Origin of the sequence: uncultured Alsobacter sp. (assembly GCF_945952055.1) — a bacterium.
In the GTDB taxonomy this organism is placed as follows: domain Bacteria; phylum Pseudomonadota; class Alphaproteobacteria; order Rhizobiales; family Beijerinckiaceae; genus Alsobacter.
This window is the reverse complement of record NZ_CAMFHB010000041.1, coordinates 43,295-54,302: the sequence shown is the minus strand read 5'-3', so window position 1 is coordinate 54,302 and position 11,008 is coordinate 43,295. Positions and strand designations below refer to the sequence as shown.

Annotated in this window: 15 protein-coding genes and 1 riboswitch; of the genes, 10 read left to right on the top strand and 5 right to left on the bottom strand. The window is 70.2% G+C overall.

What is annotated here, in order from left to right:
• Positions 1 to 151: 151 nt before the first annotated feature.
• Entirely contained in the window at positions 152 to 970 is an 819-nt protein-coding gene (locus tag Q0Q47_RS23920) for an enoyl-CoA hydratase (RefSeq protein ID WP_293865909.1), read from the bottom strand.
• A gap of 120 nt (positions 971 to 1,090) precedes the next feature.
• Here Q0Q47_RS23920 and Q0Q47_RS23915 point away from each other — a divergent pair, with 120 nt between their 5' ends.
• The 3 genes from Q0Q47_RS23915 (at position 1,091) to rpsI (ending at position 2,703) form a co-directional block, all read left to right on the top strand.
• Complete coding sequence (locus Q0Q47_RS23915) at positions 1,091 to 1,504, top strand: PaaI family thioesterase (protein WP_293865912.1); 414 nt, start codon at positions 1,091 to 1,093, stop codon at positions 1,502 to 1,504.
• Between the two features lie 252 nt (positions 1,505 to 1,756).
• Positions 1,757 to 2,221, top strand: coding sequence for a 50S ribosomal protein L13 (gene rplM / locus Q0Q47_RS23910; protein WP_293865906.1), 465 nt, complete (start codon positions 1,757 to 1,759; stop codon positions 2,219 to 2,221).
• A 2-nt stretch (positions 2,222 to 2,223) separates the two neighbouring features.
• On the top strand, positions 2,224 to 2,703 hold the full coding sequence (gene rpsI, locus Q0Q47_RS23905; RefSeq protein ID WP_293865903.1) for a 30S ribosomal protein S9: 480 nt from the start codon (positions 2,224 to 2,226) through the stop codon (positions 2,701 to 2,703).
• Between the two features lie 102 nt (positions 2,704 to 2,805).
• On the opposite strand, the gene Q0Q47_RS23900 is transcribed toward rpsI, so the two are convergent.
• The gene (locus Q0Q47_RS23900; protein ID WP_293865900.1) at positions 2,806 to 3,546 is read right to left on the bottom strand and encodes an outer membrane beta-barrel protein; all 741 of its coding nucleotides are present in this window, start codon (positions 3,544 to 3,546) and stop codon (positions 2,806 to 2,808) included.
• A gap of 140 nt (positions 3,547 to 3,686) precedes the next feature.
• Here Q0Q47_RS23900 and speB point away from each other — a divergent pair, with 140 nt between their 5' ends.
• The gene (gene speB / locus Q0Q47_RS23895) at positions 3,687 to 4,640 is read left to right on the top strand and encodes an agmatinase (RefSeq protein ID WP_293865897.1); all 954 of its coding nucleotides are present in this window, start codon (positions 3,687 to 3,689) and stop codon (positions 4,638 to 4,640) included.
• Positions 4,641 to 4,645: 5 nt separating this feature from the next.
• Here the strand turns inward: speB and Q0Q47_RS23890 are convergent, their stop codons facing one another.
• Complete coding sequence (locus tag Q0Q47_RS23890) at positions 4,646 to 5,101, bottom strand: EVE domain-containing protein (protein ID WP_293865894.1); 456 nt, start codon at positions 5,099 to 5,101, stop codon at positions 4,646 to 4,648.
• 174 nt (positions 5,102 to 5,275) lie between these two features.
• On the opposite strand from Q0Q47_RS23890, the gene Q0Q47_RS23885 reads away from it, so the two are divergent.
• The 5 genes from Q0Q47_RS23885 (at position 5,276) to kdsA (ending at position 9,265) form a co-directional block, all read left to right on the top strand.
• Positions 5,276 to 6,133: a VOC family protein gene (locus Q0Q47_RS23885; RefSeq protein WP_293865891.1), complete on the top strand. Its 858-nt coding sequence runs from the start codon at positions 5,276 to 5,278 to the stop codon at positions 6,131 to 6,133.
• A 73-nt stretch (positions 6,134 to 6,206) separates the two neighbouring features.
• On the top strand, positions 6,207 to 6,611 hold the full coding sequence (locus tag Q0Q47_RS23880; RefSeq protein WP_293865888.1) for a DUF350 domain-containing protein: 405 nt from the start codon (positions 6,207 to 6,209) through the stop codon (positions 6,609 to 6,611).
• A gap of 10 nt (positions 6,612 to 6,621) precedes the next feature.
• On the top strand, positions 6,622 to 7,206 hold the full coding sequence (locus Q0Q47_RS23875; protein ID WP_293865886.1) for a hypothetical protein: 585 nt from the start codon (positions 6,622 to 6,624) through the stop codon (positions 7,204 to 7,206).
• A gap of 1 nt (position 7,207) precedes the next feature.
• Positions 7,208 to 8,368: a glutathionylspermidine synthase family protein gene (locus Q0Q47_RS23870; RefSeq protein WP_293865884.1), complete on the top strand. Its 1,161-nt coding sequence runs from the start codon at positions 7,208 to 7,210 to the stop codon at positions 8,366 to 8,368.
• Positions 8,369 to 8,419: 51 nt separating this feature from the next.
• Complete coding sequence (gene kdsA / locus Q0Q47_RS23865) at positions 8,420 to 9,265, top strand: 3-deoxy-8-phosphooctulonate synthase (protein WP_293865882.1); 846 nt, start codon at positions 8,420 to 8,422, stop codon at positions 9,263 to 9,265.
• Between the two features lie 12 nt (positions 9,266 to 9,277).
• On the opposite strand, the gene Q0Q47_RS23860 is transcribed toward kdsA, so the two are convergent.
• Complete coding sequence (locus tag Q0Q47_RS23860) at positions 9,278 to 9,670, bottom strand: hypothetical protein (RefSeq protein WP_293865880.1); 393 nt, start codon at positions 9,668 to 9,670, stop codon at positions 9,278 to 9,280.
• A gap of 336 nt (positions 9,671 to 10,006) precedes the next feature.
• Entirely contained in the window at positions 10,007 to 10,567 is a 561-nt protein-coding gene (locus Q0Q47_RS23855) for a histidine phosphatase family protein (RefSeq protein ID WP_293865878.1), read from the bottom strand.
• Between the two features lie 46 nt (positions 10,568 to 10,613).
• A riboswitch (cobalamin riboswitch) is annotated at positions 10,614 to 10,746 on the top strand.
• Positions 10,747 to 10,773: 27 nt separating this feature from the next.
• On the opposite strand from Q0Q47_RS23855, the gene Q0Q47_RS23850 reads away from it, so the two are divergent.
• A complete protein-coding gene (locus Q0Q47_RS23850) occupies positions 10,774 to 10,989 on the top strand; it encodes a CbtB domain-containing protein (protein ID WP_293865875.1) in 216 nt (71 codons plus the stop codon).
• Positions 10,990 to 11,008: the final 19 nt, after the last annotated feature.

Sequence of the window (11,008 nt, the reverse complement as noted above, 5' to 3'; positions counted from 1 at the left end):
CAGGTGTCCACCATCTCCCCGGTCTAAACACCAAGCCCGGCCATGACGCGGAGAGAGAGCTGCTCGCTGGATCACCGAAAGCGTCACATGCTCTTAGCAGCCTGCGAAGTTGGCTGCTCAGGATCATAAGGTCGGGGTGCAGCAGTCCCGCTCAGCGGCTCCACACCGGCTTGCGCTTGTCCACGAAGGCGCCGATCCCCTCGCAGGCGTCGGCATGCAGCATGTTCTCCACCATCACGGCGGCGGTGTGCGCGTAGGCCTCGGCGAGCGGCATCTGGGCCTGCTCGTAGAAGGCGCGCTTGCCGATGGCGAGAACGGCACCGGACTTCGACGCGATCCTGGCGGCGAGCGTCTCGGCCTCCGACAGCGCCGTCCCCACCGGAACCACCCGGTTGACCAGCCCCATGCGCAGGGCCTCGTGCGCCGGCACGGTGTCGCCCGTCAGCAGCATCTCCATGGCGTGCTTGGGAGCGACGTTGCGCGACAGGGCGACCATCGGCGTCGAGCAGAACAGCCCGATGTGGACGCCCGGCGTGCAGAAGCCGGCCTCGGCGCCGGCGATGGCCAGGTCGCAGGTCGCCACGAGCTGGCACCCGGCGGCGGTCGCGATGCTCTCCACCGCCGCGATGACCGGCTGCGGCAGCGCGACGATCGCCTGCATCATGTCCGCGCAGGCCTTGAAGAGGTCCGTGAACCCGCCGCGGCCCGCATCGGCGGCCTGCCGCATGGCCGTGACCTCCTTCAGGTCGTGGCCGGCGCAGAAGGCGGGGGAGGGGGCGGCGGCGAGGATCACCACCCGGGTGCCGCGGTCGCGCCCGATCGAATCGAGTTCCCGCGCCAGGGCCGCGATGAGGTTCGCCGACAGGGCGTTGCGCGCGGCCGGGCGGTTCAGCGTCAGCGTGGCGATGCCGTCGCGGTCGCTGCGCAGCAGGATCGGCTCGGCGGGTGGGGGGTGACGCTGGGCGGACATGCGGGCTCCCTCCGGCACGCCTTCGCGCGATGAGGCTGGCAGCCGGCGCGCGGCATGATAAGCGATGCGCCGGTGGCAGCAAGGCGAGGAGGTTCAGGCGTGGCGGTCGGTGGTCCCGTGATGACGGTCCCGGAGCTCGAGGCGTTCCTGGAGCGCGAGTTTCCGCAGATCTATCTCCATGGCCGCATCTGGCACGTCGAGGCGCTGGGACCCGGCACCGCGCGGATGCGCATGGACTATCACGAGAGCCAGCTGCGGCCCGGCGGTACCATCTCGGGGCCCGCCATGATGACGCTCGCCGACCTCGCGATGTACGTCGTGATCCTCGGCGCCATCGGCCCCGTCGGGCTCGCCGTCACGACCAACCTCAACATCAACTTCCTGCGCAAGCCCGAGCCCGGGCCGCTCTTCGCGGAAACCCGGCTCCTGAAGCTGGGCAAGCGGCTGGCGGTGGGCGAGGTGACGCTGATGGGGCAGGGGCACGACGACCCTGTGGCCCACGTCACCGCGACCTATTCCATCCCGCCGCGCTGAGCCCGGCGGGCCTACCCAGGCGCCGGTTCGGGCGGAACCGCAGAAAAGCATTGCGGTAAAATAATACCACAAAACTCATCCCTCTGAAATCGCTTCGCTTTTTGCGATTCAGGTAGTGTCGAGTGACTTGACATCGCCCCCGTCCTCCCGTATCCACCGCGCCATCGAGCGGGAGCCGTCCGGGTGACCCGCCTTCACTGCTCCGTCCTGGCGCCTTCCGGCTCCGCGGCGGACCACCAGCGGAACCGATCCATGAAGACCTATTCGGCAAAGCCCGCCGAGGTCGACAAGAAGTGGGTGCTGATCGACGCGAAGGGCCTCGTCGTCGGCCGCCTCGCTTCGCTCGTCGCCATGCGTCTGCGGGGCAAGCACAAGCCCACGTTCACGCCCCACGTCGACTGCGGTGACAACGTCATCATCATCAATGCCGACAAGGTCGTCCTGACCGGCCGCAAGCGCGACCAGAAGGTCTACTTCCATCACACCGGCTTCCCGGGCGGCATCAAGGAACGCTCGGCGAAGTTCATCCTCGAAGGCCGCTTCCCCGAGCGCGTCGTGGAGAAGGCGGTCGAGCGCATGCTGCCCCGCGGCCCCCTGGGCCGCCAGCAGCTCGGCAACCTGCGCGTCTACGGGGGCTCCGAGCACCCGCACGAGGCCCAGCAGCCCGTGTCGCTCGACGTCGCCGCCCTCAACCGCAAGAATTCGAGGAGCGCCTGATCATGGCCGAAACCCTCCAGTCCCTGCAGGACCTCAAGGGCGCGGTCGAGACCGCGGCTCCCGAGGCTCCCCGTCACGTCCAGAAGCTCGACGCCCATGGCCGCGCCTACGCGACCGGCAAGCGCAAGGACGCGGTCGCCCGCGTGTGGATCAAGCCCGGTGCGGGCAAGGTCACCGTCAACGGCCGTGACGTCGGCACCTACTTCGCCCGTCCGGTGCTGCGCATGATCCTGCAGCAGCCGCTGCTGGTGGCCAATCGCCTCAACCAGTACGACATCAACGTCACGGTTGCCGGCGGCGGTCTCTCCGGCCAGGCCGGCGCGGTGCGCCACGGTCTCGCCAAGGCTCTGACGCACTACGAGCCCGAGCTGCGCGGCGTCCTCAAGAAGGTCGGCTTCCTCACCCGCGACAGCCGCGTGGTCGAGCGCAAGAAGTACGGCCGCAAGAAGGCCCGCCGGAGCTTCCAGTTCTCCAAGCGCTGAGGTTTCGGCCGCTCCGCGGCCGTCCCGCAGTCGGAAAAGCCGCCCCTTCGGGCGGCTTTTCTCGTTCTGGCGTCCGTCGACGGCGCCGAGCCGGACGACCGATCAGTCGAAAAGGCCGAACGTGTAGGTGATGCCGATCCGGGCCACGTCGACGTCCGCGGTATTGCGGGCGATGCGGCCCTGGACGCTGGCGAACGACGCCTGTGCGCCTCCGCGTGCATCGGGAAAGGCGAAGACCTCGCGCGGGAAGTGCGCGTGGAGCCACTCGGCCCGGAGCGACCATGCTCCGGCAATGCGCCACTCGATCCCTGCACCCAGCGCCAGCCCCATCCTGGTCGCGTCCGACGCCTCCGTGAAGGCGGGTATGCTGGCGCCGGCGACGAGCCGATACTGCGTGCGACGCTCGGATTCGCCCGCCACGGCAAGCCCGCCGGTTCCGTAGAGCAGAATGTCGGCAAAGGACACGCCGGCGACGGCTCGCAGCGTCGACAGCCAGGGGACCTCGTATTTCAGCATCGCGACCGGCTGCGAACTTCCCCCAATCAGGTTGATGGTCCGCGCCGTGTGCCCGAGCTTCAGGACATCGGCCTCGACGCCGACGACGAAGCGCTGATCGAGGTGCTTGCGAAATCCCAGAAAGACGCCGGCGCCCTTCGCGTCGTCGTCGACGACGGCCGATTCCTGGCTGGCGTTCGAGCCCACCGTGAAGTCCGCCTTGAGCGTGCTGCCGAGGATCTTGGCGTTCGAGGCGGCTCCCATGAACCCGCCATAGACGCCGCTCCAGGACGGGCGCGCGGACGTCTCGCCGGCCTGTCCCTTCGTGGCGGTGGCAACACCGGCCACAATGCAGCACACAACTACGACTGGTTGTATCCGAAGCATTTGCCCCACTCCGCCGCGCGTCCTGTACCCCTAACAGCGATTCCGGGGCTGGGATAGAATTCGGGACGGAGCGCAGGCTGAGCCGTACGGAAAGGCCCACGATGGTTGTCAAAACGGAACATCCCCCTGTGGATAACGCCTTCCGCGGGCCCGTCCGCGGGGGAGCCGCCGACCCGACCTTCGCGGGTGCGCTGTCCTTCATGCGACGGCGCTATTCGCGCGACCTCGCCGGCGTCGACGCGGTCGTCTGGGGCGTTCCCTTCGACTGCGCCACCTCGAACCGGCCGGGAGCGCGCTTCGGGCCGCAGGCGATCCGCCGCGCGTCGGCGATCTTCGATGGCGACCCGCAATATCCCTCCGGCCTCGATCCTTTCGAAACCACGGTCGTCGTCGACCGCGGCGACTGCTGGATCGACCACGGCGACACGGCCGGCGTGCCCGCGGCCATCGAGGCCGAGGCGGCGGAGATCGTGGCGTCCGGCGCCCATCTCCTCACGCTGGGCGGGGACCATTCCGTCACGCTGCCGCTGCTGCGGGCCCACGCGCGGCGGCACGGACCGCTCGCCCTCGTCCAGTTCGACGCCCACCAGGACACCTGGGACGACGGCGGCGGAGGGCGCGTTTCGCACGGCAGCTTCGTCACGACCGCCGTGCGCGAGGGCCTGATCCGGCCCGAAATGTCGATCCAGATCGGCATCCGAACCGTGGCGCCGCAGGACTGCGGCCTTGCCATCCTCGATGCCTATGCCGTCCATGCCGGCGGCATCGAGTCCGTCGCGCAGGCCGTGCGCGACCGCGTGGGCGATGCGCCGGCCTACCTGACCTTCGACATCGACGTTCTCGATCCGGCCTTCGCGCCGGGCACAGGCACGCCCGTAGCCGGCGGGCTCTCCAGCGCCCAGGCGCTGATGCTGATGCGGGCCCTGGCGGCCCTGGACTGGCGCGGCATGGACGTCGTGGAGGTGGCGCCGGCCTACGACCATGCCGACATCACCGCGATCGCGGCCTCGACCGTCGTGCAGCACTATCTCCAGTTCTGCATCAGGAGGGCCTGATCCGCTCACGCGGCTGCGGGTTCGACGGCCGCCGCCGCCATGGCGCCTGCGATCAGCTCGAAATCCTCGGCGGTCATCGGCACGATCCCGCGCCGCAGCTGGTAGCCCCAGTTGCGGTTGCCGGCCGAGAAGCTCAGCAGGGGCAGGAGCGGCGCGATCGCGATCTCGCGCGATGCCGCCCACTCCACGTCCCGTCGGAACGGCTCGAAGCCCGGCGCCATGGTGACCCGATAGGTATCGCGCTCGCGGACCCGCCCGATGGCCGTCAGGCTGCGGTACCCGTCCGGGACGCCCATCTGCGTCGTCGGCGAGTAGTAGACGATGCCGTCGCCGGGCCGGATGCGCCGCAGCGGCGCCGCCCGGCCGTGGCAAAGCTGCATGAAGCCTTCGCCGCGGCCGCGGCGGACATGGGCGGCGCAGGCGACCCCGAGCCAGTAGGACGCGTCGTTGGTGGTGGGCATGTCCCGTCTCCTCGTTGCGATGGGGGCATGCTGGCCCGGGCCTGCTGACAGTCCACGTCAGCAGTCGCACGAATTCGCTCCGTCCGGGACGCCGGCCTGCGGCGACGGCGTGACGGTTCCCTGTCTTCCATGCAATGTGTGCCCCGGAATCGCTCACTTATCCGGATCACACGCATGCCCCGCGGCCTCGATCACCTCGTCATCGCCGTCCACGACCTCGACGCGGCCGGCAAGCTCTACGAGGCGATGGGTTTCCTGGTGGGCGCGCGCAACCGCCATCCCTGGGGAACGGAGAACCGCATCGTCCAGATGCCGGGTGTCTTCCTCGAGCTGATCACGCTGGGCGCGGGCGCGGCCATCGAGCCTCACGCGCCGGGACGCTTCTCGTTCGGCGCCTTCGTGCGCGACAGCCTTGCCCGCCGGGAGGGGATCGCCCTGACGGTCCTCGAGTCGGACGACAGCGGGGCCGACCGCGACCGGTTCGCCGCGGCCGGGATCGGCGATTTCGCGCCCTTCTTCTTCGAGCGGCAGGCCCTGCGACCGGACGGCACCAGCGTCCGGGTCGCCTTCAGCCTGGCGTTCGCGCAGGACCGGCTTGCCCCGGAAGTTGGCTTCTTCGTGTGCCAGCAGCACGAGCCGCAGAACTTCTGGAATCCCGCCTTCCAGCGCCATCCCAACGGCGCCTCCGGGGTGGCCGCGGTGCTGATGGTCTCGGAGAATCCGGCCGCCCATGCGGAGTTCCTGTCCGCCTTCTCCGGCGAGCGCGAGCTCGTGTCCAATTCCGCCGGTGTCGCCGTGCCTCTGCCGCGCGGCCGGATCGAGGTCATGACCGGGGCCGCCGCGTCCTGGGTGCTGGGCGCGCCGGTCGGCGAGGAGCCGCCGCGCTTCGTCGGCTTCTCGGTCGCCGGGACCGACGTGGCGGCGATGGAGAGCCGTCTGGCGGCGGCTCGCATTCCCTGCAGGCCCGGTCCGTGGGGACTCGTCGTTCCGGCCGAGGCGGCGATGGGCACGGCGCTGGTCTTCGCTCGTTAACGCGTCGGAGCCTCGGCCGCTTACCGTCCGGCCCCGGTTGCGCTAGCCTCTGGCCGTCCAAGGGGGGAACCGCATGATCCTGGCATCGCTGCAGGGGCTTCCGGCCTTCCTGCTCTACTTCTTCGTCGGCGTCGTGTTGTTGGCCGCCTATACGGCGGTTTACACGCGCCTCACGTCGCATGACGAACTGGGGCTCATCGAGCAGGGAAACGCCCCCGCCGCCACCGCGTTCGGCCTGAGCATGCTGGGTTTCGCCCTGCCGCTCGGCAGCGCGGCGGCCCATTCGGTGTCGATCGTCGACCTGATCGTCTGGGGCATCGTCGCCCTCGCGGTGCAGTCCGGCGCCTATCTCGTGGCGCGCTGGCGGCTCAGCAACCTCTCCGACCGCATCGCCAACGGGGACTGGGCCGCGGCGCTGTCGCTGGGTTTCCTCTCCCTGACCTGCGGCATCCTCAACGCCGTCTCCATGTCGACCTGAGGAGGCGAGCGTGAGCGACTTCGGCAAGCGCAAGCCCGAGGCTCCCGGGCCCGTGAAACGCTCCCAGAACGTGCCGTTCAAGATGATGGCGGGGGCGGGCGCGGCGGCGCTGGGCGTGTATGCCATTGCCCCGAACAGTTCCTGTCCGCAGGGGCGGATGTACGACACCATCGCGCACTGCATCTCGGACGGGAAGATCGGCGAGCAGCTCTGCCGCGACGGGTTCGCCAAGTCCGGCCCGAACGGGGCGGGCGTGATCTTCGGCGGTGGCCGGGGCGGCGCCTTCCAGCCGCTGACGCGCAACGCCGCCGGCTTCACGACCTACGAGGACGGGGTCACGCCGGTCGCGCTCGGCGAGGTTTGCCGGCCGGGCCAGTCGCGGAGTTCCTCGTCGTCCAGCCGCAGTCACTTCGGCGGGTCCTCGAGTTCCTCCTCCGGCTCGTCCGGCTCGTCCGGGCGGGGCTGGTTCTCGGCCTTTTCCGGTGGCGATTCGTCAACGTCGTCCTCCAGCTCAGGCGGGGACGGCGGGCATTCGGCCGTGTCGCGCGGCGGCTTCGGCTCGTCCGGGCATGCGTTTTCCGGGGGCGGCGGCTGACATGCGGCGCGTCGCCATCGCGGAGCGAGCGGACTGGAAGGCGATGCTGGAAGCCGACGGGTTCGACTTCCACACCATCAACGACGCGCCCTACTGGGTGGAGGACGCCTACTACGCCTTCACGCTGGCCCAGATCGAGAACCACATCGAGGACGTCACGACCGAGCTGGAGGCGATGTGCCGCGACCTCGCCGGTCGCATCGTCGGCGACGAGAGGCTGCTGCGTCGGCTCGCCATCCCGGAGACGGCGTGGGATCCGATCGCGGCGAGCTGGCGGCGCGACGACCCGTCGCTCTACGGCCGCTTCGACTTCGCCTATGACGGCACGGGGCCGGCGAAGCTGCTCGAGTACAACGCCGACACGCCCACCGCGCTGTTCGAGACCGGCTACGTCCAGTGGCGCTGGCTCGAGGATGCGCGGGCCGACGGCCGGCTGCCGCCGGAGGCCGACCAGTTCAACAGCGTGCACGACAAGCTCGTCGCGGCGCTGGCGCGAATCACGGGCGGGCGCCGCCTGCACCTGACCTGCATGGACGACACCGCCGAGGACCGCGGCACCGTCGCCTATCTCGAGGAATGCGCACGCCAGGCGGGAGGCGAGGCGGTCTTCGTGAGGCTCGCGGACATCGGTCGCTCCGCCGACGATGCCTTCGTCGACGACAAGGACCGGCTGATCGCGCAGCTGTTCAAGCTCTACCCGTGGGAGTGGATGCTGCGGGACGACTTCGCCGCCGCGCTGCCGGCGACCGTGACGCGGTTCATCGAGCCGCCGTGGAAGGCGGTGATCTCCAACAAGGGCCTGCTCCCGCTGCTGTGGGAGGCTTATCCCGGGCATCCCGCCCTGCTGCCCGCCTTCTTCGAGAACGACCCGCGCAAGGCGACGCTGGGCACCAGCTTTGCCCGCAAGCCGCTCTACTCCCGCGAGGGGGCCAACGTCACGCTGGTGCGCGATGCCCAGGTGCTCGACGCCGATCCCGGGCCCTACGGCCGAGAAGGCTACGTGCGGCAGGCCCTGGCCCCGATCGTGGGAGAGGCGGGCCGCTACGTGGTGCTCGGCAGCTGGGTCGTGGCCGGCGAGGCGGCGGGCCTTTGCCTGCGCGAGGACGATGGCCCGATCACCAAGAACACGTCGCGCTTCCTCCCCCACGCCATTCTCGGCTGAGGGGTTCCGGGCGCCCTCGCTTCCCTGGCCGGGACCGTCTATACCGGCGCGATGACCGAGATCTCGCCGAACACCGTCGTCGCCGCCGGAGCCGTGCGCTTCGGCAATGCCCTGCCGCTGGCCCTGATCGCCGGGCCCTGCGCCATGGAGAGCCGCGCCCACGCGCTGGAGATGGCGGCCGCCCTCAAGGAGATCACCGGCGCGCTTGGCCTGCCGTTCGTCTTCAAGACGTCCTACGACAAGGCCAACCGCACCTCCCTCACGGGCGCTCGGGGCATCGGGCTGGATGCCGCTCTCGCCGTCTTCGCCGAGATCCGCGAGACCCTGGGCCTGCCGGTGCTGACCGACGTGCACGATGCCGGCCAGTGCGGGCCCGTGGGCGAGGTCGTCGACATCCTGCAGATCCCGGCGTTCCTGTGCCGCCAGACGGACCTCCTGGTCGCCGCCGCCAAGACCGGCCGGGTGGTGAACGTGAAGAAGGGCCAGTTCCTGGCGCCGTGGGACATGGCCAACGTGCTCGCCAAGGTCACGGGCGCCGGCAACCCCGACGTCATGCTGACCGAGCGCGGCGCCTCCTTCGGCTACAACACGCTGGTGTCGGACATGCGCTCGCTGCCCATCATGGCGCGCACCGGCGCACCGGTGATCTTCGACGCCACCCATTCGGTCCAGCAGCCGGGAGGGCAGGGGACCTCCTCCGGCGGGCAGCGCGAATTCGTGCCCGTCCTGTCGCGCGCGGCCGTGGCCGTGGGCGTGGCCGGCGTCTTCATCGAGACCCACGAGGCCCCCGAGCGCGCGCCGTCGGACGGCCCCAACATGGTGCCCCTGAAGGAGATGCCCGCGCTGCTGGCCGACCTCATGGCTTTCGACCGGCTGGCCAAGACACCGCGGGCCTGAGCGTTCGACGCGCTAGAGTCCGGCGAGCGGCACCGTCCCGCCGAAGGTCTGCTCGAGGAACTGCGCCTCCACGTTGGACAGGAGGCGGTCGGTGAACAGCAGCGGATGGCGCAGGAAGATCCGCTCCGTCCAGCGCTCGACATACCAGGGCAGGGGCTTGCCCTGCTCGTCCATGTCGGCGAAGTGCATCGCCATGCAGACCTGCAGCTCGAACATGCCCTGGTGCCATGCGCCGGTGCGGTCCGCCCGGTAGGCGAGCCAGAACGTCGCCTCGTCCGGGTCCAGCCCGCTCATGATCAGGAACAGGAAGCGGACCCACTCCGGTCCCAGCAGCGCCAGGCCGATATGCTGCACCCCCTGCGGCACGTTGAGGTAGGCGGGGATCCCGCCGTCGATCCTGCTCATGGGTCCACGTTGCGTCCTGCGCGCGTTCGGAAGGGGCCGGGCCGCGGCGCGTCGTGCCCTGGCCGGCTGTGGGATGGGCGCACGTCTCCGCGCCCGGCCCCGAGGCTCGGGGCGGGCTGGCGTGCGAGGCTTTGCGGAAGGCGAAAAAGCTAGGCGAGGCGTCTCGATGCGCCGGTCGGCAACGGCCCGGCAGCGGGCAAGGCGAGAGCGTCCACGCTCCCGGTGTCGAGGGTGCGGCGGTTCATGTCTGGCTCCAACGGATGCTGAATCGTGCCAGAGCGGGACAGGTCTGTGAATCCCAAAAATGACGGCGGCGCGAGAATTCGCGCGAGCGGGTCAACCCGGATCGCGTGGTCCGTAGCGCAGCGCCCAGCGCCGGCCGTCGTGCGAGAGCTCCACCAGCCCGAGGGGGGCGGCGTCGACCGACCAGAAAGCCTGGGCCGGCGCTCCCAGCACGTGGACGACGGCGGCGCGCAGGACCGACGCATGGGTGACGGCGAGCAGGCGGGGATGGTCGGCCGCGTCGGCGAGGAAGGCCGCCACCCGGGCGACCAGGGCGGTGATCGGCTCACCCCCGTGCGGCGCCGAGGTCGGGTCTCGCATCCACAGGGCGACGGCGTCCGGCTCGCGGGCCAGCACGAGGTCGAGGGTCTGCCCCCGCCAGCGCCCGACGTCGAGATCGGCGAGCCGCCCGTCCTCGTCGAACGGCCCGCCGAGCACCTCGGCCGTGTCGCGCGCGGCGCGGGCCGGGGAGGCCAGGACCGTGCCGGCGCGCAGCCGCGTGAGTCGCGCGATGCGCCCATGCTCGGCGGCGTCCACCGGCGCGTCGTCGGCGAAGGAGACCGTCCGGGTCGCGGCCGTGGCGGCGTGGCAGAGCAGGCGCAATCGGGCTGTCATCGTTTTTCCGCTTCGGGCCACGGGTCCGGGCCTCAGGTCGATTGACAAAGCCCGTGATCAAGGTGTTGTCTCCCAGGATATCGATGCTGGGAAGCCGGTGGAAATCCGGCACGGTCGCGCCACTGTGGATCGCTCGCTCGCGGGTGACAGTCAGACCTCACATCGGTGCCACTTTGGCCGGGGCGCACGACCCCTGAGGAGCCGCAATGTCCGCGACCACCACGACCGCGCAGCAGCAAGTCGCCGTTCCCGCGATTCCCGTCCGTGAGATCATGCCGTGGGCGATCTTCGGCATGCTGATCGCTGTTCTGGCCGTCTACTTCGTCGGAGCCGAGCAGGGCGCCGTGGCGCTCTTCGGCGGCGAGGCCATTCACGAGTTCGTCCACGACGGGCGCCATCTTCTCGGCTTCCCCTGCCACTGACGCAGCCGGAGCCATCGGG